Origin of the sequence: Rhizobium sp. SG_E_25_P2 (assembly GCF_029892285.1) — a bacterium.
Classification (GTDB): domain Bacteria; phylum Pseudomonadota; class Alphaproteobacteria; order Rhizobiales; family Rhizobiaceae; genus Rhizobium_E.
This window is the reverse complement of record NZ_JARXVM010000003.1, coordinates 202,032-223,595: the sequence shown is the minus strand read 5'-3', so window position 1 is coordinate 223,595 and position 21,564 is coordinate 202,032. Positions and strand designations below refer to the sequence as shown.

Here is a 21,564-nt window from a genome sequence, read left to right as displayed (position 1 = left end):
CGCTCATATGCCGCGCGGCTGGGGCAATGTGACGCTGCAGATCGCGCGCTACTGGTCTTGCGGTTCAATGCCAATGGCCCAGAGAGGCTGATCGATGGCAAGGCTACAGGACCCCGGTCATGTTTGTGCTCCGGTCGGCCAGATGTATATCCGTGCCCCTTTAATATTCAGGGGCCATAAAGGGCTAAGACATGGAAGTTCGCCAACTTCGGTATTTCGTAGCGGTCGCAACCGAGCGCAATTTTTCGCGCGCTGCAGAACTCCTGCACATTGCCCAGCCACCCCTCAGCCGCCAGATACAGCAGCTTGAGGAGGAACTGGGCGTCATCCTGATTGATCGCACGAAGCGGCCGCTGACCCTCACGCAGGCGGGAGGATTCTTCCTGGAGCAGGCATCGCAGATCCTCAGGCGACTGGAACATGTGCGCGATCAGACGCAGAGGATCGGAAAATCGCAGCGTGAGCGCTTCGTCATCGGATGCGTCGGCTCGACGCTCTACGGCGGCATTCCCGATCTCGTTCGGCGGATGCGCCAGCACTGGCCCGATCTCGACATCGAGATCCGTGAAATGATGTCCACCGAGCAGATCGCGGCGCTCAAGGAGCGCCATATCGATGTCGGTTTCGGTCGAGTGCGCTTCAACGACAAGGAGGTGGAGCGCCTGACACTCCGGGACGAGCGGCTGGTCGTCGCCTTGCCCCTCGGCCATCCCAGGGCTGGCGAGACAGAGCCGATGGCGCTTCGCGATCTCGCCGGCGAGACGTTGATCGTCTACCCCTCCATGCCCCGGCCGAGCTTCGCGGATGAAGTCCTCAATCTTTTCGAGGAGATCCGGGTGCGCCTCCAGAGCATCGAAGAAGTGCGCGAGATCCAGACGGCGCTGGGCATGGTGGCGGCTGGCGCCGGCATATGCATCATCCCGGCAGCCTCCCAACGTCAGCGCCCGGATGACGTCGTCTACCGCATGGTCGCGGATGAAAACGCCACCTCGCCCATCATCATGAGCTACCGCCGAGACGATGCCCGCGGCCGGACAGAGGCGATCAAGCAACTCATTCGCGAAATGTATGCGGACAATCCCCCCTGGCTCCAGCTATCCAGCGTGCGACTCGATAGGGACGACGCCTGAGGCATTCCCGAGCGTTGGCCCTCAAGGGCGATAATAAGCGTCCGGCCACACGCTATACCGGAAAGGTATAGATTGATACTTCAACGGTTCTGGCTGGAGGCGCGCTCCGGCGCTAGCTTGGCAGCCGGTGAGGAGACCGAACGGCCCCGGCGCAAAACCGACGGAAGACGGCATAATTTTCCTCGCCCTTGCGGCAAAAGGGAGGAAAAGCATGCCGGAACCCCAACTCCTTCAACAGGAACATTTGAACGGTCACGTCTATGACGGGGGCTGGAGACCCTCGACAACAGTTCGCGATGTCTGCGAGCCCGCGACAGGCAGGAAACTTGCAAGCGTCGGCATGGCAACCCCGCAGGAGGTGAGCCGGGCAGCGGAGGCGGCCCGGCACGCGCAGCCAGCCTGGGCGGCAACCGGCTATGAGCGCCGTGCCGAAGTTCTTCGCGCCGCCGCGCGCATTGCGGAAGTCCATTCCGATGAGATCGCCAACTGGCTGGTGCGCGAAGCCGGCTCCATCATTCCGAAGGCTCAGTTCGAAGTGGCGCTAACGATCAAGGCGCTCTACGAGGCCGCGTCCATGCCCTCGCAGGCAATGGGTCAGGTTTTGCCCTCCGAGCCGGGCCGCATCAGCATCGCCCGTCGTCGGCCGATCGGCGTCATCGGCGTTATCTCGCCCTTCAACTTTCCGCTCTATCTGGCCATGCGCGCGGTCGCACCGGCCATCGCCATCGGCAATGCCGTCGTGCTGAAACCGGATCCCCGCACGGCCATCAGCGGCGGTCAGGTCATCGCGCGCCTCTTCGAGATGGCAGGTCTGCCGACCGGCTGCCTGTCCGTTCTTCCGGGAGACGTGGCGGCAGGGGCAGCGCTGTGCGAAGATCGCAACATCGGCATGATCCAGTTCACCGGCTCGACGGCCGCCGGCCGCAAGGTGGGTGAAACCGCCAGCCGAAATCTGAAGAAGGTCTCGCTGGAACTCGGCGGCAAGAACTCCTTCGTCGTGCTTGATGACGCCGATCTTGACCTTGCGGTGAAGAATGCAGTCTGGAGCGTCTACCTGCATCAGGGCCAGATCTGCATGTCGGCGGGGCGCGTCCTCGTCCATTCCGCGGTTGCTGCGGAGTTTACCAGTCGCCTGGCGGCGCATGCACGCAATCTGCCAGTCGGCGACCCCACCTCCGGTCAGGTCGCGCTTGGCCCGATCATCAACCAGGTGCAGGTCGATCACGCCCTGAGGGCCGTCTCCGCTGCCGTGGAGGCAGGAGCCACTTTGGAGACCGGCGGCAAGAGCAACGGCCTGTTCTTCGAGCCGACGGTGCTGACCGGTGTAAAGCCTGGGAATCCCGCCTTCGAGGAGGAGATCTTCGGCCCCGTCGCCGTCATTACCACCTTCGATACGGATGACGAAGCGGCCGCACTCGTCAATGCAACGGATTACGGCCTTTCCGCCGCCATCGTCTCCCGCTCGGTCGGACGCGCCATGGCGCTTGGCGAGAAGCTTCACGTCGGGCTGCTGCACATCAACGATTCCACCGTCAACGACGAGGTCGTCAATCCCTTCGGCGGCGTCGGCGCATCCGGGAACGGAACCAGCATCGGCGGCCCCGCCAACTGGGAAGAATTCACGCAATGGCAATGGGTCACGGTCAAGTCCGAAGCGCCCGCCTATCCCCTGTAAGGTCAAGAGAGATGAACCAGACTTTCCGCTGCACCGAAATCACCGCCGCTGTGACCCGAGCACAGGGCGCGCCCTTCACGCTGGAAAAAGGGCGCATCCGGGCGCCCGAGGGCACAGAAGTGCTCGTGCGCATCGTCGCCACCGGCCTTTGCCACACCGACCTGATCGTGCGCGACCAGTATTATCCGGTTCCGCTTCCTGCCGTGCTCGGCCATGAAGGGGCTGGCATCATCGAGGCGGTCGGCCCGAACGTCACGACCTTGCAGACCGGCGATCACGTCGTTCTCACCTTTGGCTCCTGCGGCCATTGCGATCTCTGCGCGCAGGGTCATGTCTGCTACTGCCAGAACTTCTTTGGCCTAAACTTCGGTGGCGCCGACAAGGACGGCAAGACCGCTATCGAGGACATGGATGGCAAGCCGCTGCACGACCACTTCTTCGCCCAGTCCTCCTTCGCAACCTATGCCATTGCAACCGAAGGCAATACGGTGAAGGTGCCGAAGGATGCCCCTCTGGAGATACTGGGCCCGCTCGGATGCGGCATCCAGACGGGCGCAGGCGCGGTGATGAACTCGCTGAAGGTCGGCCCCGGAACCGCTTTCGCAAGCTTTGGCGCGGGCGCCGTCGGCCTCAGCGCCGTGATGGCGGCAAAAGCCGTGGGCGCCACGACCATCATCGCCGTTGATGTGGTGGCATCGCGACTTGAACTCGCAAAGGAACTGGGCGCCACCCATGTGGTGAACAGCCGCGAGCAGGATATGGTCGAAGCCGTACGGAAGATCACCGGCGGCGGCGTGGATTTCGCTCTGGAAACCACCGGGCGCGCCGAGGTTCTGGGACAGGCTATCGAATGCCTCGGTTCGCTCGGCATGATCGGCGTCATCGGCGCGCCTAAGCTCGGCACCAAGGCTGAATTCGACATCAACAACCTGCTCCTGCTGGGACGCAGCATTCGCGGCATCGTCGAAGGCGACAGCGTTCCGCAGATCTTCATCCCGCAATTGATCGAACTCAACCGCCAGGGACGTTTTCCCTTCGACAAGCTGATCAAGTTCTATCCGTTCGACAAGATCAACGAGGCGGTGAAGGACAGCGAAAGCGGCGTGACGCTCAAGGCTGTCCTGAAGATCGGCGACATTCCGGCATCATGACCTGCCCCATCTTGTCGGCGAGATCCGACGGTCTTCGCCGACAAGATGGAGTTGCGGCGCCAATACGCCGGTGCATAGTTGAGGACGGCGCCATGCGGCCCGGACGGTGGCGCCTCCAACGAAAGAAGCATAGTGATTAATGACCAAATCAGATGACCTGACCATAAAGACCCGTTCCGGCCCGGTGAAGGGCCAAATCCATGACGGCGTGCGCACCTGGTTTGGCGTTCTTTACGCCGCAGCGCCCGTGGGGGCATTGCGTTTTCGGGCGCCGGAACCGCCCCCTGCCTGGGAAAGCGTGCGGGACGCCGACAGCTTTGGCCCGCTGCCCCTTCAGAAAAGAGGCTTCGAGGCTATCGGGGGCGCGGGCGCAACCACGCCCATGTCAGAGGACTGCCTGACGCTCAACATATCGGCCCCCCTAAAGATTTCGGGCAAGTTGAAGCCCGTCGTCGTCTGGATCTATGGCGGTGGCTTCACGCTTGGCGGTTCCCGTTCACCGCTTTATCGCGGCAATCATCTGGTCGAGGACGGCGACGTCGTCTATGTCAGTTTCAACTATCGGGTCGGCTTCTTCGGCTTTGCCGACTTCAGCCGTTGGGGGACACCCGGATCTCCCATCGACACCAATCTGAGCCAGCGCGACCAGATCGCTGCACTCACATGGGTGCAGCAGAATATCAGGGCGTTTGGCGGCGATCCGGACCGTGTGACGATTTTCGGCCAGTCCGCCGGCGCGGCCTGTGTCACCTACCTGATGTGCGTTCCGGCCGCACACGACCTGTTCCACCGCGCCTTCGCCATGAGCCCGTCGGCGCTGAGCGTCTACGGCAGCGACCGCCATGCCCTCTTCGCCCGCGATCTGGTCAGCCTTCTGGGCGTCGACCCCGACAACCGCGACGCCACGAACCACGCCTTGAAGATTGAGGATGGCGCACGCCTGATCGAGGCGGTCAGCCAATACTATTACGACATCGCGCCGGACAAATATCCGGGCATGCTGCCCTCTTCGCCGGTCATCGATGGCGATATCCTGCCCAAGCATCCGATCGAAGCCTTCCAGGATGGCTCGGCCATGAAGATCCCGCTCGTCATCGGAACCATGTCGCGGGAAGGCGCCATGCTGGACAAGGCGCTGCCTGTCATTCCCACACGGGCAAACCGGCTGGAAGCCATGTTTGCCGAGCCGGGCGCCGGCAGTTTCCGAGATCGCATCGCAGACGTCTATCGAGGCTTTCCGTCGAAAAAACGCGCCATCGATATCGGCGGCGACTTCACCTTCTGGCTCCCGGCTCTGCAAATTGCAGAGGGCCATTCCAAGCATGCCGATTGTTGGTCCTACCGTTTCGACTATGCGACCCTGCTGACGCGCCTCGTCTTTGGCGAGGCCACCCACGGCCTTGATCTGCCGATGGTGTTTGGCACGACGGGAGAAGGCGAACTGGGCCGCCTCGATCTATTTTATCGCCGCAGATCGAAAGCTGTCGGCCACCGCTTTCGAACCCTCTTCACCCAATTTGCGCATGGCAAGAACCCGGACTGGGACCGCTATGATACAGCCAGTCGCATGACCAGGATCTTTGACCATCAGGATCGCACCGAGGGCGACCCGCGGCAGGAGCGGCGTCTCGCCTGGGGGATTTATCGTGGCCCCGCCTGAAGCGACCTCACGCCTGCGACCTGCCAGGAAGGCTCATAGTCAATCCGCCTCCGTGCCCAAAAAACCAGAGAGCGCTTGATTGAACCGCTCTGCGGATTCAATGTTGACGATGTGGCGTCCCGGCAGGCTGAGGTGACATCCGTTGGCGACCCCTGTTGCGATCCTTTCAAGATCCGACGGAGGGCATACCGGGTCATCCGCGCCGGAAATCGCCAGCACAGGGCAGGAGATCGAAGAGAGGCTTTCGTGGAAATCTGCGTCGGCAAGGGCAGCGCAGCCTCCGACATAGCCGTCGATCGACGTCGCCTGAAAGGCTGCAACACACGCCTCGATCACGTCTGGCGCTTCGGCGACAAAAGCAGGCGTAAACCAGCGCTCCACCGTTCCCGCCCGCAAGGGGGCAAGGCCATGGGCGGACACCGCCTTCATGCGCTCGGTCCAGGATTGCGTCGTGCCGATCCGCGCTGCCGTGGCGCACAGCGCCATCTTGTCGAAGCGGTGCGCCGCATTGATTGCCAGCCACTGTCCCACCTGCCCGCCGATGGAGAGGCCGCAGAAATGCGCCCGTTCTATGCCAAGATGGTCCATCAACTGCAGGACATCGGCACCGAGATCGGCCATGGAAAACGGCGGTGGCGGCGAAGACGACAGGCCATGGCCGCGCCGGTCGTAGCGCAGGATGCGGAACTGCCCTTTCAGGACCTCGGCCTGCCGGTCCCACATGGCAAGATCGGTGCCGAGCGAGTTGCAGAAGACAAGCCACGCCTTGTCATGGCCGCTTGCATCGACGCGGTAGTGCAAGCGATGATGCGGTCGTTCCAGATACGGCATTTGCGTGACTTTCGAAAAGAGAAAGGGAGAGAGGAGGCCCAGGCGCCGGGCCCCCTTGGTGGTCTTGTCAGGCCGGCGCGAGTTCGCGATGGGCCTTCCGAGCGCTGAGCACGGAATAGGCGATCATGGCGAAGGTGGAGACGACCGCCGGCAGGGCAAACAGCATGAAGTTCTGCTGTAGCGGCAGTTCCTGCGCGAGCAGATAGCCGCCGAAGGTCGGGCCGACGATCGCGCCGATCCGGCCGACGCCGGACGCCCATCCAAGGCCGGTCGAGCGTATGGAAAGGCCGTACAGCTGCGCGACGCTGGCATAGAGAAGGATCTGCGTGCCGATCGTCGTGGCGCCTGCCACGAAGACGCTGAGGAACAGCAGGCTTGTCGGCAGGCCTGTCCCGATGAGCGCAATCGAAACAGCGGCCGCTGCAAAGAAGCAAACCACGACCTTTGGCAAGCCGAAGCGGTCTCCTAGACGTCCGCCAGCAATGGCCCCGACCATGCCACCGAAGTTCAGCGAGAACAGGCTGAGCAGACTTGCCTTTTCGGCATATCCCGCTTCTTGGAGAACCTTCGGCAGCCAGGACGACAGGAGATAGACGAGCAGCAGGCAGCAGAAGAAGGAGACCCACACCATGGCCGTGCGGCTGCCGCGATCCTGCCGGAACAGTTCCGCCACCGAAGCCGACGTGACTTTCGTTTCGGTGAAGACGAGCCGGTCGCCGTCGGCGACGGGCTGAGCCGGATAGAGCTTGGCGTAAATCGCCCGCGCCTCCGTCTGCCGGTCCTGGCGGACCAGGAAACCGAGCGATTCCGGCAGGCGCCACAGGATGAAGGGCAGGATGGCGAGCGGTACTGCCGCAACGAAGAACATCCACTGCCAGCCGAGGGCGGGAATGATGGTGATCCCGAGGCTTGCCGCCACCATGCCGCCAATCGAATAGCCCGAGAACATCAGGGCGACCATCGTGCTTCGCAACCGCTTCGGCGCATATTCATTCATCAGCGCCACCGCATTCGGCATCAGCCCGCCGCAGCCGAGCCCGGCCAGGAAGCGAAGGATTTCGAACTGCCGGGGCGACTGGGCAAAACCGGTGGCGATCGTTGCCGTGGTGAACAACACGAAGCTGATGGCAATGCCCTTCTTGCGGCCGAACCTGTCTGCAAGCGGGCCGAAGATTAGCGCGCCGAACATCATGCCAAACAGCGCCCAGGCTTGCAGCGCCCCGGCCTGAGGCTTGGTCAGCCCCCATTCGGCGATCAGCTTGGGCAGCACGGTGCCGGCCACGAAGACATCATAGCCGTCAACGATGAGCAGCAGCCCGCATAGGCCGACGATCATCCACTGGAACCGCCCGAACGGGCCCTCGTCTATGGCTTCATTGATATCAATAGTGCGCATATTCACTCCTCCCAGGTGTCTGCGTGATGGGTTCGTCTCAGCCGAGGTCGCCTCCTGCGACCGGCAGGACGGACCCGGTGATGTAGGATGCCTCGTCGGACGCCAGGAACAGGATCGGCGCAACCTGCTCGGACAAGGTGCCGTAGCGCTTCATGAAGTTCGACTGCTTCACCTGCGTAACGACATCGCGCATCCAGCCCTGCTCTTGCGTCGTATCTCCCTCGGCATTGCGCGGCACGCGCCGTGGTGGCGCCTCCGTTCCGCCCGGCGCCGTCGCGACGACGCGGATGTTGCGCTCGGCGACTTCCATGGCAAGCGACTGGGTCAGCGCGTTGATGCCGCCCTTGGCCGCCGAATAGGGCACACGGTGAATGCCGCGCGTGGCATTGGACGAGACATTGACGATGGTTCCGGCCCCTCGCTTGAAGAGATGCGGCAGAACCGCATGGCAGCAATAGAGCGTGGGCATCAGCGAACGGCGGATCTCGGCTTCGATCTGCCCCGGCTCGAAGGCCTCGTAGGGACGCATCCGGATCGCGCCGCCAACATTGTTGATGAGGATGTCGATGCGTCCGAACTGATCCGCTGCATGCCGCATCGCCGTCTCAGCGCCTGCATGGGTTTCAAGATCGGCGACGCAGGCCGCCGCCCGCTCAGTGCACAGGTCAGCCACAGCCTCACGCACGATCTCGGCACGATCGACGAAGAGCACATCTCCGCCTTCCGAGACCACGCGGGAGGCAACTGCAAAGCCGATACCCTGAGCGGCCCCGGTGACGACCACGACCTTGTCGCGAAACCGGCCTTCGAAGACGGGCGTGTTCATGCGCTTGCCTTCAGCGGCAGGTTTGGCGTGAACTTTTCGTAGTGGAAGCTGCCAGGCGTGATCCCCGCCTGTGACAGCCAGGCCCTGACCGCATCGACCATCGGCGGCGGACCGCAGAGATAGATATCGACCGCGCCCCCAGCGAGCAGGTCCTCAGGCATGTGTTGCGTCACCCATCCCTTGCACGGGTGCGACGAGGCTCTGTCCGCGACAACAGTCGTGAAGCTGAAACCGGGCACGCGTTCGGCATAGGCTTCCAGGACATCGACCAGAACGAGATCCTCATCCCGCGTGACGCCGTAGACGAGATGGACCGGCGGGCCCTGCTCTCCTTGCGCGAGAACCTCCAGCATGGAGAGAAAGGGAGCGAGCCCCGTGCCGCCTGCAAGAAACAGCAAAGGACGCTGCCTCTCGCGCAGATAGAAGCTCCCCATGGGCCCCGTGAACGTCAGTTGGTCCCCCGGCCTGGCGCGAGCAAGCCAGTTGCTCATCAGCCCGCCGGGTTGGCGCTTGATAAGGAAGCCGAGGCGGCTTTCGCCCGGTGCGGTAGTAAAAGAGTAGGACCGGGTGGCGCCATTGCTGCCGGGCACGTCGATGTTGACGTATTGGCCCGGCAAAAACTGCGGCGCGACGGCGGCATTCACATCAAGTTCCAGCACGATGGCGGCATCACTGTGCGCAATGACCTCAGCCACGGTGGCTGAAAGTTTCTGCTGCCCCGTCTTGCAAGCCGAAGATCGGGTTGGGACCGAGACGATGCCATCACTGGTCGGGCGCATCTGGCAGGTCAGCACCAGCCTGTCGGCCGCTTCGTCCTCGCTCAGCGCGTCTTCGATATAATCATCGCCAAGATCGTAGCTGCCGGCTTCCGAACGGCATTTGCAAGTGCCGCAAACACCGTCCGAACAGTCCATGGGGAGGTTGATCTGGCTGCGATAAGCTGCGTCCAGAAGCTTCTCTCCCGCGTGGCATTCGACGAAACGCGTTACGCCGTCTTCGAAATTCAGTGCGATCCGATAGCTGGCCATAGATCCTCCTCCCTTGGGAATGCGAGCCTTCCGCTCCTGTCAGATGTGGTAGATGTCGATCACCTGCCGGATGTAGTCGTTCTTCAAAACCACCTTCTTCGCCGCAATCAGGAACCCATCGCCGCTTCGACGCAGCGTCACGAAGGCGGCGCCGAAGAAATGGTCGGTGACCTTGTAGCGATGGTTGAGCGTGTGGAAGTTGTAGCGAAGCTCGATCTCCGTCTCGCCTTCCGCCAGAATCTCGATATTTGCGATCATGTGGCTGGTGCGCGGTTCCGGCGTCGAGGCGCCCGAACGCTCGGTCTTGATACGGAAGACCCGGTCTTCCAGGCCGCTGCGGTCCGGATAGTAAATCAGCGAAATCTCGCTCTGCGGATTCTCCGTCAGCCGGTCGTCGTCATCCCAGGCGGGCATCCAGAAGCTGGCATCCTGCGCATAGCAGTTCAGCCAGGCATCCCAGTCCCGGTCGTCGAGAAAACGCGCTTCTCGGTAGAGGAAAGCGCAGATGCTTTCGTATGTCGGGTTCATGCCGCAGCTCCCTCCTGCTCAAGCGCCAGGGCTTGTCGCATCACAGAGGCCCAGTATTCGTGCTGGCGCACGAAGAGCCCCTCGTCCTCGCTGCGTTCCCCCGACAGAAGCGGCTTGAGGCCCATCCGGGATGCGTTCTCGTCCGGCCCTTCTATCCAGAGCGGCGCGCCCCGAGACAGGTCGTTCCAGAGCGCGGCAGTGCCTGCATAACCCGACTGGCAGGCGCGGAACTCCTCGAGATCGTCGGCTGTGCCCATGCCCGATACGTTGAAGAAGTCCTCGTACTGACGGATACGCAGCGTCCGGTCAGCCGCACTTTCGGCCTTCGGCGCAAAGCAGAAGATGCTGATTTCCGTCTTGTCGACGCTGATGGGACGCGTCACGCGGATCTGCGTGCTGAACTGGTCCATCAGGAAGACGTTTGGGTAGATGCAAAGATTTCGCGTCTGGTTGACGATGAAGTCCGCCTTGTCGCCGCCCAGTCGTTCTTTGATCTCCTCGCGGCGATTGTAGACCGGACGAACCTCCGGGTTCATCGTGTTGGTCCACAGTAGGATATGGCCGTTGTCGAAGCCATAGATACCGGCGATCGACCGGCTCCAGCTGTTGGCGTCGACCGCCTTCGTGCCCTCTTCCTTGCGGCGGCCCATCGTCGCGGCATAGTTCCAATGAACGGAACTGACGTGATAGCCGTCGCAGCCGTTCTCCATCTGGAGCTTCCAGTTGCCGTCGTAGATATAGGAGGAGTTGCCGCGCAGCACCTCCAGCCCCTCGGGCGCCTGATCGACGATCTGGTCGATAATGACCTTTGTCTCGCCGAGGAAATCCTCAAGCGGCGCGACATCCGGATTGAGACTGCCGAACAGGAAGCCGCGATAGTTTTCAAAACAGGCGACCTTTGTCAGGTCGTGCGAGCCGTCCTTGCCGAACTGTTCGGGATACTGCGTCGTCTTTTCGTCCTTGACCTTCAGAAGCTTGCCCGCGTTGGAAAAGGTCCAGCCATGGAAGGGACAGGTGAAGGAGCCCTTGTTTCCGTGCTTACGGCGACACAGCATGGCGCCGCGATGCGCACAGGCATTGATGACCGCATTCAGGACGCCGGTCTTGTCCCGGGTGATGACGACGGGCTGGCGGCCGATCGACGTGGTGTAGTAGTCGTTGACGTCAGGGATCTGGCTTTCATGCGCGAGATAGACCCAGTTGCTCTCGAAGATATACTTCATCTCCAGTTCGAACAGGTCAGCATTGGTGAAGATGTCGCGGCGGCAGCGAAAGACGCCTCGCTGCTTGTCATCCTCGACGGCATTGGCCAGCAGATCCTGCAGCGCCGCGTGTTTGTTGATCACTTTGGACATGGTTTCTCTCCCGCCCCGGAGGGGGCCCTCCGGCCGTTCCCCGGCCGATCCATTGCAACGATGTCGATGACGTTTGAGAGCAAAGATGGCGGTCCACCCGAAGCTGGACCGCCGAATGCTCAGGCAGCGGCGCGCTTGCGCTGGGCGTTCAGCTGATTGTCGACGCCATTCACCAGCGCGGTCAGCTTGATATCGAAGACAATCTCGGCGAACGGACCATTCAGGCCATTGGCCTTGATGCCGGCATCGTCCGTGCGCTCGATCACATCCGGAACAAGACCGTCACGGGTGGCATAGGCGAAATCGTCGTTGATCAGCGGATCGCCGGCGATGTTGATCTGCGTCGTCAGCTTGCGGTGACCATCGGCGCTGATGAAGAAATGGACATGGGCCGGCCGCTGGCCGTGACGGCCAAGTGCGGAAAGCAGTTTTTCCGTGGGGCTGCCCGGAGGAACACCGTAGCCATGTGGAACGATGCTCTGGAACTTGTAGCGCCCCTGGTCGTCGGCAATGATCGTGCGACGCATGTTGAACGGCGCTTGCTGGCCTGTCGGGTCGAAATGCGAATAGAAGCCGCGCGTATCGCAGTGCCAGACTTCCACCTTGGCGCCGGGCATCGGCTTGCCGTCCGAACCATAGACGGTTCCGTGCATGATCAGCGTGTGACCATCCGTATCCCTGCCGTCGTCGAGACGGGCAAAGCCATGACATTCCGGCGCGCCTGCCACGTAAAGCGGCCCTTCGATGGTGCGCGGCGTCTCGTTCTTGATGCCCAGCGCCTCGTCGATAGCGTCGAGGCGCTCATCGAGGAAGTGATCGAGCCCGAGACCGGGCGAGATGAGACCGGCCTGGCCGGCTGCACCGATCTCGTTCAGCCAAGCCACGGCAATCCAGTATTCATCCGGGGTGATGTCGAGATCGTCGATAGCCTTGAACAGGTCGGAAACGATCCGGTGGACGATCTGCTTGACGCGCGGATTGCCGTTGGTCTGGTCGAGGCCGCTCAACACCTTCAGGAAATCCTGAATGTCGGGGCGATTGAAAATGGTTACAGTCATGTCATGTCCTCCTCACATGGGTCTGGTGCGCGCCCGGCTAAACCTGGCGCAAGGGATTAACTGTCGTCAGCACGGACAGCCGAGGGATGCCGAAGCAGCGGCGTCACCTGGATGTCCATGAACTTGAAAAGCGGAAGGCCGCAGAGCAGCTGATGCAGCTCGTCATTGTCGGCCACATCGAAGATGCTGATATTCGCGTACTGGCCGGCGATCCGCCAGATATGCCGCCACTTGCCGATTTGCTGCAGGTCCTGCGAATAGGCCTTCTCCCGCTGCAGGATCTCCGCCACGTCGTTTTCCGGCAGATCGTGAGGCAGCTCGACATTCATTGTGACGTGAAAGAGCATGGTGATAGCCTCCTCAATCTGTAGCCCGGGTGACGGTGAACGACCCGTCGCGCGTGAAGTGGGCGAGCTTGTCCGCGTCCAGCGTGACGCCAAGGCCCGGCCCGTGGGGAACGAGCAGCGAGAAATCGCTGTAATCGAGAGGCGTCTCCAGAATCTCCTCGGTGAGGAGAAGCGGGCCGAACAGTTCGGTACCCCATTGCAGGTTGGCAAATGTCGAAAAAACCTGCGCGGAGATGATGGTGCCTACCGCCCCTTCGAGCATGGTGCCACCGTAGAGTTCGACACCGGCCGCATCGGCAATCGCCGCCACCCGTTGCGCGTTGAACGCGCCGCCGTTCTGCTCCACCTTGACGGCGAAGACATCGGCGCTGTTGTTGCGCGCCATCTCGAAGGCGCTTTCAGGTCCCTGCAAGGATTCGTCCGCCATCAGGGCAATCGGGAAGCGACGAACGAGACGACCGAGCGCTGCCGCAGACTGCACCGGCTGCTCCACCAACTCGCAGCCGGCGTCTGCAAGCGCTGCGATGCCGAGACGCGCATCCGTCTCTGTCCAGGCCATGTTGACATCGACGCGCACCGTTCCATGCTCGCCGATGGCGCGTTTGATCGCGGCGACATGGGCCACATCCTCACGCACAGACCTCAGCCCGATCTTCAACTTGAAGATCGAGTGGCGGCGGAGAGAAAGCATCTTTTCCGCCTCATCGATATCGCGACCCGTGTCGCCGGAAGCCAGGGTCCACGCAACCGGCAAACGGTCACGCCGGCGTCCACCCATCAGCTCGCTTACCGGCAACCCCACCCGCTTGCCGTGGGCATCGAGAAGCGCGGTCTCGACAGCACTCTTGGCGAACCGATTGTCCTTGATCATCTTGCCGATCCTCGCCATCAGCGCCTGGACGCGGCTCGCATCCTGGCCGATCATGACGGCAGAAAAATATCGATCGATCGCAAGCTTCATGCTCTCCGGGCTCTCGCCTCCATAGGCAAGCCCGCCAATCGTCGTGCCCTCGCCAATGCCGACAATGCCATCACTGCAACGGATCCGAACGATCATCAGCGTCTGGCCGTTCATGGTGGCTACCGAAAGCCTGTGCGGGCGTATCGTCGGCAGGTCGACCAGCATTGTTTCAATGCATTCGACCGTCGGGGTTGCGGCAAGCGCCGCCAATGGGGGAGGAAAGGTCGCGTTCATGGCGAGGATAATGCACAGCGACGCCGCAGGCGTCCAAGACCGTGTTGGTTCCGCTCCATACCCAATAGGTATGATGGAAGGCTACAGCAATGCACAGGGCGAGGGCGTTGATGCGCGGATAAGATTTCAACGCTTTGCATCTATGCGGGGCGTTCGCTCAGGAGACATCTGAGGCCGCCAGCGCCCAATGGCGCAGCGTCGCCAACCAGATCAGGCCGAAAGCGCCCAAGCTCGCCACACTCATGGACAATGCAGAGAACGATGTGCTGGCCTATATGAGCTTCCCAAAGCTGCATTGGGCGCCGTTGCACTCGACCAATCCCATCGAGCGCCTGAACGGCGAGATCAAGCGGCGCACAGAGGTTGTCGGAATCTTTCAAACGACCACGCCATTCTGCGGCCCAATGCCGGAATGCGCCGCGCGTGTCAAAAGCTACACCACTCCTGGGACGCGATCTGAACATCTGTGTTGGCGCGCCGAGTCTCCCTCCTCGAGTCAGGCCGCAGTCTTATCTCGCCTGCCCTCCGCCAGCGGTAGTCTTTTCACCTGGCGCCCTCCCCGCCAGGAGATCGCGCTCAGTCGACCGTGTAGACAGAAATTGTCACGTCAGTCGGGCGAAAAGCGCAGGACGAGACGAACAGTCGGTCGCTCAACCAGGCATGTGGCCCCTCCGGCGCATCGAAGACCGGCGCAGCACGGAAATAATAGCTGTCAGGCGCCATGACCACGCCGCTGTCGACCTGCGCGATCACGTCAGACGAGGCGACGAACAGGCCCTCGTTGCGAATGTAGATCGCCGTCCCGTCCTCAGCTTCCAGCATGTAATGAGCGCTGACGATCGTGCAGCCGTCGTTGCGCACCAGCGCATAATCGGCCCCGCCCGGGCAGACCCGGCCACGCAACCTCGGACCCGAGATTGCGCCGCCGACGATCGGGAAGATCCGCCGCTCCCCCAGGCGCCCACGACCGACGATGACCGGTTGTCCGAGATCGACATGAATGTCGAATGCAAAATTCAGCACAGGCGTGATCGCCGTCAGTCTGTCCGTCATGATCTGCTCCCCTTTCCGCTCGATGATGCTGGCGCTGGCCTCTGTCTCGTCATCGCGAGATCCAGCGGGTCGGGAACAGTTGCCAGCCGGTCCGCGCCTGGATCAATCCCCAGATCCCCTGGGGCGCTACGAACATCGTGACAGCCGCAATGGCGCCCTGGATAATCAGGAAGGCGCCACCTGAATCCTGGAAAAGCTCGCGCAGCGCAAAATAGATCAACGCGCCGATGAAGGGTCCTTCAAGCGTGCCGACCCCGCCGACAATGACGATGAAGAGAATTCGGATCTGCCAGTCGATGTCGAAGGCGCCGGCCGGATCAACATAGAGAACCGACAGGTAGTAGATCGCACCGGCGACTGCGCAGATCACGGCCGAGAGCACGAAGGCCGCGATCCGCGAACTGGCGGTCGCAATCCCGACGCTCGCAGCTGCCGTTTCGTTGTCCCGGATCGCCATCAGGCTGAGGCCCGCCCGCGAGCGCAGCAGGCGGACAATGCCAAGCTGCGTCAAGACGGCCAGCGCCAACGCCATGAAGAAGACGCTGTCGGCAAAGGTCGCGACGTCGATCCGCGAGGTGTCGAGCACAATGCCCCGGGAGGAGCCGGCCCATTCCCACTGACCGACCAGCAGACGCAGGCAATCGGCCAGCACCCAGATGCCGATGGAGAAATAGGCGTCGCGTGATCCCTTGAGCAGGAGCGCGATCACAAGCGCAACCAGGGCCGAGATCACCGCGCTGCAGATAAGCCCGAGATAGGCCGAGAGCCCGAAAGTGTTCATGCACAGGAACAGCGAATAGGCGCCGACGCCGATGAAGGCCTGATGCCCGAAGGAGAGCAGACCGGTATAACCGCACAGCAGGTTCCAGCCCTGGGCCATGGCAAGCACCAGGCAGATCTCCATGGCCAGGCGACGATCGATCGGCAGGGAGAGCAGGCAAAGGGCGAGCACGAGCGTGATGATCACGCCGGGGGACAGCCAGGCGGCCCCCCGCGAGAGGAAGCTGATCGCGACCGTCATGTGCGTCTCCGCAGGAAAAGGCCCGGCAGATTCGCCTGTTTGGCCAGGAGTATGGTGAAAAAGGCCAGATGCCCGAAGAGAGGACCCGAATTGGGATTGATGCTGAGTCCGACCAGCTGCACGACTCCGAGGAACAGGCCGGCGAGGAAGCTGCCACGAAGCGAGCCCAACCCGCCGATGATCACCACCTCGAAGGAGATGAGCAGCCTTTCGACGCCGCTATAGGGCGAATAAGCGCTGCGCATCGCCAGCAGGAAGCCGGCAACTGCCGACAGCGTGACGGCGAGACCCATGGCGATCGCATAGATCCGACGGCGATTATATCCCAGCGTTTCGAGGATTTCGTAATCATCGGCTGCGGCGCGAAACGCGCGCCCGAGCGTCGTGCGGGTCAGCAGCAGATGCATCGCGACGAACAGCGCAATCGACAGGCCGAAGATCATGATCGGCAAGACCCCGATCGAGACGCCCAGGATGGACACGCCCTGGTCCTGCAGCGGCCCGACATCGATAGAACGGATATCGGCGCCGAAGTACTCGACCAGCGCATTTCGGATGATGATCGACAGACCCATCATGGTCACCATGGCGGGAACCGGATTGGCGCCGATCATGCGATTGAGCACAGCCGTCTGCAACAGCCAGCCGAGTGCGAAACTGGCAAGCGCCACACAGACGACGACGAGCGGCAGCGGCAGACCCGTCGCCGCGAGCACCGTAGCGCCGAGATAGGCGCCGAGCACGATGAATTCGCCATGGGCGATGTTGACGATGCGCATGATGCCGAAGGCAAAGGCGAGGCCGAGGCCGAAAAGGCCGTAAAGCCCCCCGACCATCAGCCCGTTGATGATGGAGACGGTGATGTTCATGCGTACGTTTCTCCGAAATAGGCATTCCGGATATCGTCCTGCCCGACCGAATCCGATCTGGCCTCCAGCGTCACCCGTCCCTTGAGCAGGCAATAGAGCCTGTCCGATTGTTGCCGCGCCCGCACCGTGTCCTGCTCGACCATGACGATCGCGACACCCGTTTTCCGGATGTCGGCAAAGCAGGCATAGATGTCCCCGATCACCTTCGGCGCGAGACCGAGCGACAGTTCATCGCAGAGCAGGATGTCAGGATTGGTCAGCAGGGCGCGCGAGATTGCCACCATCTGTTGCTGGCCGCCGGAAATGTCGGCCGCACGGTGCTGGCAAAACTCGCGCATCGCCGGAAAGAGTTCATAGACGCCCTTAAGGCTCCAGGGCCCCTTGCGGGCGCGGGCGGCAGCCAGAAGAAGGTTTTCCTCGACCGACAGGGAGCCGAAAAGCCGCCGGCCCTCGGGTACGATGGCAATACCCCGCCGTGACAGCAGGTGGCAGGGAAGATGGGCAATGTCTTCCTGATGAAACCGGATTGCGCCCCGGCGGATCTGCGTCAGGCCGATCATGGCGCGCAGCAGGGTGGATTTTCCAGCACCATTGGCGCCGATAACGGCAACGGTCTCACCGGCATCGACATGCAGCGAGACCCCGAAGACCGCCTGCAGATCGCGATAGAAGACATCGACGTCGGTCAGTTCAAGCAGCGTCATCAACCGATATCCCGAGATAGATTTCCTGAACCAGTTTCGACCCCATCACGGTGGCCGGATCGCCATCGGCCAGCTTGGAGCCAAAATTGAGCACGAGCAGACGGTCGGCGACGGCCATCAGCGCATGCGCGATGTGCTCGATCCAGATCACCGCCCGGTCCTGTTTGAGCGTGCGGACGATCTCGACGATCAACGTCACTTCCTCTTCCGTGAGGCCGCCGGCAATTTCATCCAAAAGGACGACCTTGCTGCCGACGCTCATCGCCTTTGCGAGCTCCAGTCTCTTGCGGTCGAGAAGCGGCAGCGCCCCGGCCGGAGCATTGCGCCGATCCGCCAGGCCGACGATCTCAAGGATGCGCCGAGCTTCAATCTCAGCTGCTGCGCCGCTGATCCGCGCCCCATGAAAGACACCGGCCAGAACGTTTTCAAAGACGCTGAGGGCCGAAAACGTCCTCGGCACCTGATAAGCTCGCCCCAGTCCAAGACGCGCCCGCTGGTGCTGGGCAAGATGCGAGATGTCAGCATCGCCCAGGCGCACAGTTCCGGCATCCATCGAAATGGTGCCGTCGAGAATGTTGAAAAGCGTCGTCTTGCCGGCGCCATTCGGGCCGATGACGCCGAGACATTCTCCACGCGCGACGGAGAAGTCGACCTTGTCGACCACCGGTTTCACGCCAAATTTTTTGCAAACGCCTGTCGCGTGCAACATGTGCCAAGCTCCTCCTATACGCACAAGTCTATCCAGGGCGCGGCGCCTGCTGAGCAGCCGCTCCCTGGTTTCCGTCGACTCAGGCCAGTTCGGACAAAAGCTTGAACTCGTCCTCGACCGCCAAGGGCGAGCCGGCGCCGGTATAGGTCACGACCAGATCATATTTGAACTTGCCGGACTTCGCCTTGCGCCACTGACCGGCAACCAGCGAGGTCCGGGCAAGCCCCGGGACGTCGCTGGAGGCGAAGTCCACCTTGCCGATCACCGTGTCCAGCGAGGTCTTGGAGAGCGCTGCTTGGAGTGCCGCCTTGTCCTTAGGATCGGAGGCGGATTTCAGCGCCTGGACGGCAACCTCCCAGACGGCGTGGGTGTAACCCAGAACAGCCGTCCACTGCTTGCCGGTGCTGGTCTCCCATTCCTCCACCATGTCCTTGGCGCTCTGGCCATTGAGCGACGAAGCATAGGGCAGCTTCGGCGACCACCAGATTTCCGTCGACATGCCGTCGCCGCGATCGCCCAAAGCCTCGATCCCGCCAGGAAAGAGGAACGCGCCAGCCACCGTTGCAATCTCGGGCTGATATTTCGACTGGGCGGCATTGCGCCAGAGAGCGGCGAAATGATCGGCGAACATGAAACCCGACAGGATCTGGGCATTGGCGCCCTGAAACGTCGCGACCTGATTGGAGAAGTCCTGCGTCTCCATCTTGAACATGCCGCCATCGATCATCTTGTAGCCGTTTTTCGACAGTGTCACGGGCAGGCCCCGTTCCGGATCGGCAAAGCCCTGGGCCGCCGCCTGGTCGACGAAGCTGACCGCCACCGTATCGTTGAGACGGCTTCTGACAGGCGCCCAGAGGCCTGCATAGGCCTCGCTGATATCGGTGGTGGCAAAGCAGAAGTGGAAGGTCCAGGGCGTGCCATTGTTACCATAAGACACCGGTCCACCGCGCATGGCGACGACGGCATCGGACGGCAGGATGCTAGAAACCATCGGAGTCCGTGTCACGGCGGCCATCTGGCCGGCGCCGATCACCGCGAGCGCCTCGGAGGCGACGATGATGTCGACCTTGTCGCGTGTCATCAGCTCGATGGCAACCTGGGTCGCGACATTGATCGAGCTCTGGCTGTCACGCAACAGGATTTCCACGGAATAGCTCTTGCCGCCGATCTGGAGTCCGCCGGCAAACAGGCGCTCCATCTGCGCCCGGACGAAGTCCACAGGCTCGCCGAACAGCGCACCGGGGCCGGACATGGCCGCGACCCAGCCGATTTTCAGCACATCGGACTCGGCGGCATACACGGCCGGAAAGCGGAGCGTCACTGCGGCCGCACCAGCAACCGTAGCGCCCAGCTTCAGAATGGCGCGGCGCGAGACTGCCGTGCCGGCAGACGGATTCATCCCCTTGATTGACTTCATGTTTCCCCTCCCAAAGTCATGAAAACTGATCATCGTTGATCTAATCAATTGACCAAATCATATGATTGAAATAGATGAGTGTCAATTGCTCGCAGCGCTCTATTGTCCGGAGGGGACCGGCTTGCCGGCAGTGACTGCGGCGAGAGTGGGGCCGGTCGGCCCCGTTTCAGCAAGGGGAGGAACGTATGGCGCAAGACGCAATCTGGGCATGGGACGCAGCCAAAACCGCAACGGCCATTCGAGCCGGCGCGATCTCCAGCCGCGAGGCTGTCGAGGCAGCCCTCGGTCGACTGCATGCCGTCAACCCGGCGATCAACGCAGTCGTCGATGTGATGGAAGAAACGGCGCTTGCTGCAGCAGATGCCGCCGATGCGGCCCTCGCACGCGGTGACGCGCTCGGCTCGTTGCATGGTGTGCCCGTCACCGTGAAAATCAATGTCGACATGGCCGGGCGGCCGACGACCAACGGCCTTGTTCCGCTGAAAGACGCAATCGCCGCCGAAGACGGATCCTCCGTCGCCAATTTGAAACACGCCGGCGCCATCATCGTCGGCCGCACCAATGTGCCGGCCTTTTCCTATCGCTGGTTCACCGGCAACGATCTGCATGGAAAGACGCTTAACCCCTGGGACCCGAAGCTTTCGCCCGGCGGCTCGACAGGCGGCGGGGCCGCAGCGACTGCGGTCGGCATCGGCGCCTTCACCCACGGCAACGACGTGGCAGGCTCCTTGCGGCTGCCGGCGAGCGCTTGCGGCATCTATGGCCTGAAGCCCACCGTCGGCCGTTTACCCGGATACAATCCCTCGTCCCCAGTAGAGAAGTCTCTGGGGCTCCAGCGCGGCGCCACCGAAGGCCTGATGGCGCGCTCGGTCATGGACCTTCGCCTCGGCTTGCAGGCCCTGGAGCGGCCGGATCATCGCGACCCGATCCTCGTGCCGCTTCCGGCCGACCGTCCTGACGATGGCGCGCCCTGCCGCGTGGCGGTGTTCACCGGTGATGTCAGCCATGGCGTCGATCCCGAGGTCTCTTCCCTGGTCGCCCAGGCAGCATCTTGGCTGCAGGATGCCGGCTATGCCGTCGAGACGGTGGAACTGCCGGACCTCGCCGAAATGGCCGAGCTGTGGATGGCGATCCTCTATGCCGAATGCCCGAGCCCGGTGCGCGAGACCATGTTCGCCCTCGGCGGTGAACAGTTCAAGACCGCCTTCTTCAATACGCTGGCGGTGCTGCCGGCGTATTCGCCGCTCGACTATATACAGGCCTGGCAAAGACGCCTCGCCATTCAGCGCAAATGGGCCGTTCTGCTTGAGCGATATCCCGTCGCCCTCATGCCGACCGCCCTGCAGCCGGTGTTTGCGCATGACTACGATCTCGGCGGCCCGGACAATGTCGCACGCCTGATGCAGGCATACCGGCCGCTGGCCGCGATTGCCGGCCTCGCTTTGCCGGCAATCTCCGTTCCTGTCGGGTTTGCCGGCGGCGCCCCGGCCGGCGTGCAGATCGTTGGCAGCTGGTTCCGCGAGGCGCGATGCCTGTCGGCGGCAGCGGTCCTCGAACAGCGGCTCGGCCCTCTGCATCCGATCGATCCGAAATCCGCCACCGCCTGACCCT

Annotated in this window: 20 protein-coding genes and 1 pseudogene; 6 read left to right on the top strand and 15 right to left on the bottom strand. The window is 62.3% G+C overall.

The features are described 5' to 3' along the window. Positions 1 to 191: 191 nt before the first annotated feature. From M2360_RS06980 to M2360_RS06965, 4 genes are all read left to right on the top strand, one after another. A complete protein-coding gene (locus tag M2360_RS06980) occupies positions 192 to 1,130 on the top strand; it encodes a LysR family transcriptional regulator (RefSeq protein WP_280773913.1) in 939 nt (312 codons plus the stop codon). 211 nt (positions 1,131 to 1,341) lie between these two features. Continuing rightward, a complete protein-coding gene (locus tag M2360_RS06975) occupies positions 1,342 to 2,805 on the top strand; it encodes a benzaldehyde dehydrogenase (protein WP_280773911.1) in 1,464 nt (487 codons plus the stop codon). Positions 2,806 to 2,816: 11 nt separating this feature from the next. Beyond that, the gene (locus M2360_RS06970) at positions 2,817 to 3,956 is read left to right on the top strand and encodes an NAD(P)-dependent alcohol dehydrogenase (protein WP_280773909.1); all 1,140 of its coding nucleotides are present in this window, start codon (positions 2,817 to 2,819) and stop codon (positions 3,954 to 3,956) included. Positions 3,957 to 4,095: 139 nt separating this feature from the next. Beyond that, positions 4,096 to 5,616 (top strand): carboxylesterase/lipase family protein, encoded by a 1,521-nt coding sequence (locus M2360_RS06965; RefSeq protein WP_280773907.1) that lies wholly within the window; start codon positions 4,096 to 4,098, stop codon positions 5,614 to 5,616. 39 nt (positions 5,617 to 5,655) lie between these two features. Here M2360_RS06965 and pcaD read toward each other — a convergent pair whose 3' ends face one another. From pcaD to M2360_RS06920, 9 genes are all read right to left on the bottom strand, one after another. Next, a complete protein-coding gene (gene pcaD, locus M2360_RS06960) occupies positions 5,656 to 6,447 on the bottom strand; it encodes a 3-oxoadipate enol-lactonase (RefSeq protein WP_280773906.1) in 792 nt (263 codons plus the stop codon). Between the two features lie 67 nt (positions 6,448 to 6,514). After that, positions 6,515 to 7,843 (bottom strand): aromatic acid/H+ symport family MFS transporter, encoded by a 1,329-nt coding sequence (locus M2360_RS06955; protein ID WP_280773904.1) that lies wholly within the window; start codon positions 7,841 to 7,843, stop codon positions 6,515 to 6,517. A 37-nt stretch (positions 7,844 to 7,880) separates the two neighbouring features. Beyond that, positions 7,881 to 8,669 (bottom strand): benzoate diol dehydrogenase BenD, encoded by a 789-nt coding sequence (gene benD / locus M2360_RS06950; protein WP_280773902.1) that lies wholly within the window; start codon positions 8,667 to 8,669, stop codon positions 7,881 to 7,883. Then, positions 8,666 to 9,697, bottom strand: a complete 1,032-nt coding sequence (benC, locus tag M2360_RS06945; protein WP_280773900.1) for a benzoate 1,2-dioxygenase electron transfer component BenC — start codon at positions 9,695 to 9,697, stop codon at positions 8,666 to 8,668. The genes benD and benC overlap by 4 nt, the downstream gene beginning before the upstream one ends. 39 nt (positions 9,698 to 9,736) lie before the next feature. After that, a complete protein-coding gene (gene benB / locus M2360_RS06940; protein ID WP_280773898.1) occupies positions 9,737 to 10,225 on the bottom strand; it encodes a benzoate 1,2-dioxygenase small subunit in 489 nt (162 codons plus the stop codon). Further along, positions 10,222 to 11,580: a Rieske 2Fe-2S domain-containing protein gene (locus tag M2360_RS06935; protein WP_280773896.1), complete on the bottom strand. Its 1,359-nt coding sequence runs from the start codon at positions 11,578 to 11,580 to the stop codon at positions 10,222 to 10,224. Before M2360_RS06935 ends, benB begins: the two co-directional genes overlap by 4 nt. Before the next feature lie 119 nt (positions 11,581 to 11,699). Then, the gene (gene catA / locus M2360_RS06930) at positions 11,700 to 12,638 is read right to left on the bottom strand and encodes a catechol 1,2-dioxygenase (protein WP_280773894.1); all 939 of its coding nucleotides are present in this window, start codon (positions 12,636 to 12,638) and stop codon (positions 11,700 to 11,702) included. Positions 12,639 to 12,694: 56 nt separating this feature from the next. Beyond that, on the bottom strand, positions 12,695 to 12,985 hold the full coding sequence (gene catC, locus M2360_RS06925; RefSeq protein WP_280773892.1) for a muconolactone Delta-isomerase: 291 nt from the start codon (positions 12,983 to 12,985) through the stop codon (positions 12,695 to 12,697). A 13-nt stretch (positions 12,986 to 12,998) separates the two neighbouring features. After that, a complete protein-coding gene (locus M2360_RS06920; RefSeq protein WP_280773890.1) occupies positions 12,999 to 14,111 on the bottom strand; it encodes a muconate/chloromuconate family cycloisomerase in 1,113 nt (370 codons plus the stop codon). A gap of 218 nt (positions 14,112 to 14,329) precedes the next feature. On the opposite strand from M2360_RS06920, the pseudogene M2360_RS06915 reads away from it, so the two are divergent. Then, positions 14,330 to 14,557 (top strand): annotated as a pseudogene (locus M2360_RS06915) (transposase); the annotation flags it as partial. A 199-nt stretch (positions 14,558 to 14,756) separates the two neighbouring features. Here M2360_RS06915 and M2360_RS06910 read toward each other — a convergent pair. From M2360_RS06910 to M2360_RS06885, 6 genes are all read right to left on the bottom strand, one after another. After that, positions 14,757 to 15,233 (bottom strand): DUF3237 domain-containing protein, encoded by a 477-nt coding sequence (locus M2360_RS06910; protein WP_280773889.1) that lies wholly within the window; start codon positions 15,231 to 15,233, stop codon positions 14,757 to 14,759. Between the two features lie 49 nt (positions 15,234 to 15,282). Continuing rightward, complete coding sequence (locus tag M2360_RS06905) at positions 15,283 to 16,254, bottom strand: branched-chain amino acid ABC transporter permease (RefSeq protein ID WP_280773887.1); 972 nt, start codon at positions 16,252 to 16,254, stop codon at positions 15,283 to 15,285. Next, positions 16,251 to 17,123 (bottom strand): branched-chain amino acid ABC transporter permease, encoded by an 873-nt coding sequence (locus M2360_RS06900; protein ID WP_280773885.1) that lies wholly within the window; start codon positions 17,121 to 17,123, stop codon positions 16,251 to 16,253. The genes M2360_RS06905 and M2360_RS06900 overlap by 4 nt, the downstream gene beginning before the upstream one ends. Further along, the gene (locus M2360_RS06895) at positions 17,120 to 17,827 is read right to left on the bottom strand and encodes an ABC transporter ATP-binding protein (RefSeq protein ID WP_280773883.1); all 708 of its coding nucleotides are present in this window, start codon (positions 17,825 to 17,827) and stop codon (positions 17,120 to 17,122) included. The genes M2360_RS06900 and M2360_RS06895 overlap by 4 nt, the downstream gene beginning before the upstream one ends. Further along, on the bottom strand, positions 17,814 to 18,536 hold the full coding sequence (locus tag M2360_RS06890) for an ATP-binding cassette domain-containing protein (RefSeq protein ID WP_280773881.1): 723 nt from the start codon (positions 18,534 to 18,536) through the stop codon (positions 17,814 to 17,816). The genes M2360_RS06895 and M2360_RS06890 overlap by 14 nt, the downstream gene beginning before the upstream one ends. Before the next feature lie 79 nt (positions 18,537 to 18,615). Next, positions 18,616 to 19,953, bottom strand: a complete 1,338-nt coding sequence (locus tag M2360_RS06885) for an ABC transporter substrate-binding protein (RefSeq protein WP_280773879.1) — start codon at positions 19,951 to 19,953, stop codon at positions 18,616 to 18,618. A 185-nt stretch (positions 19,954 to 20,138) separates the two neighbouring features. Between M2360_RS06885 and M2360_RS06880 the strand changes: the two genes are divergently transcribed. Continuing rightward, positions 20,139 to 21,560, top strand: a complete 1,422-nt coding sequence (locus tag M2360_RS06880; protein WP_280773878.1) for an amidase — start codon at positions 20,139 to 20,141, stop codon at positions 21,558 to 21,560. Positions 21,561 to 21,564 lie beyond the last annotated feature (4 nt).

Coding starts and splice junctions, on each gene's coding strand:
- catA (WP_280773894.1), bottom strand. CDS start 12,638: ATGACTGTAACCATTTTCAATCGCCCCGACATTCAGGATTTCCTGAAG.
- M2360_RS06980 (WP_280773913.1), top strand. CDS start 192: ATGGAAGTTCGCCAACTTCGGTATTTCGTAGCGGTCGCAACCGAGCGC.
- M2360_RS06900 (WP_280773885.1), bottom strand. CDS start 17,123: ATGAACATCACCGTCTCCATCATCAACGGGCTGATGGTCGGGGGGCTT.
- M2360_RS06975 (WP_280773911.1), top strand. CDS start 1,342: ATGCCGGAACCCCAACTCCTTCAACAGGAACATTTGAACGGTCACGTC.
- M2360_RS06965 (WP_280773907.1), top strand. CDS start 4,096: ATGACCAAATCAGATGACCTGACCATAAAGACCCGTTCCGGCCCGGTG.
- M2360_RS06905 (WP_280773887.1), bottom strand. CDS start 16,254: ATGACGGTCGCGATCAGCTTCCTCTCGCGGGGGGCCGCCTGGCTGTCC.
- pcaD (WP_280773906.1), bottom strand. CDS start 6,447: ATGCCGTATCTGGAACGACCGCATCATCGCTTGCACTACCGCGTCGAT.
- M2360_RS06970 (WP_280773909.1), top strand. CDS start 2,817: ATGAACCAGACTTTCCGCTGCACCGAAATCACCGCCGCTGTGACCCGA.
- catC (WP_280773892.1), bottom strand. CDS start 12,985: ATGCTCTTTCACGTCACAATGAATGTCGAGCTGCCTCACGATCTGCCG.
- benB (WP_280773898.1), bottom strand. CDS start 10,225: ATGAACCCGACATACGAAAGCATCTGCGCTTTCCTCTACCGAGAAGCG.
- M2360_RS06880 (WP_280773878.1), top strand. CDS start 20,139: ATGGCGCAAGACGCAATCTGGGCATGGGACGCAGCCAAAACCGCAACG.
- benC (WP_280773900.1), bottom strand. CDS start 9,697: ATGGCCAGCTATCGGATCGCACTGAATTTCGAAGACGGCGTAACGCGT.
- M2360_RS06895 (WP_280773883.1), bottom strand. CDS start 17,827: ATGACGCTGCTTGAACTGACCGACGTCGATGTCTTCTATCGCGATCTG.
- M2360_RS06885 (WP_280773879.1), bottom strand. CDS start 19,953: ATGAAGTCAATCAAGGGGATGAATCCGTCTGCCGGCACGGCAGTCTCG.
- M2360_RS06890 (WP_280773881.1), bottom strand. CDS start 18,536: ATGTTGCACGCGACAGGCGTTTGCAAAAAATTTGGCGTGAAACCGGTG.
- M2360_RS06955 (WP_280773904.1), bottom strand. CDS start 7,843: ATGCGCACTATTGATATCAATGAAGCCATAGACGAGGGCCCGTTCGGG.
- benD (WP_280773902.1), bottom strand. CDS start 8,669: ATGAACACGCCCGTCTTCGAAGGCCGGTTTCGCGACAAGGTCGTGGTC.
- M2360_RS06920 (WP_280773890.1), bottom strand. CDS start 14,111: ATGCTGGTCGACCTGCCGACGATACGCCCGCACAGGCTTTCGGTAGCC.
- M2360_RS06910 (WP_280773889.1), bottom strand. CDS start 15,233: ATGACGGACAGACTGACGGCGATCACGCCTGTGCTGAATTTTGCATTC.
- M2360_RS06935 (WP_280773896.1), bottom strand. CDS start 11,580: ATGTCCAAAGTGATCAACAAACACGCGGCGCTGCAGGATCTGCTGGCC.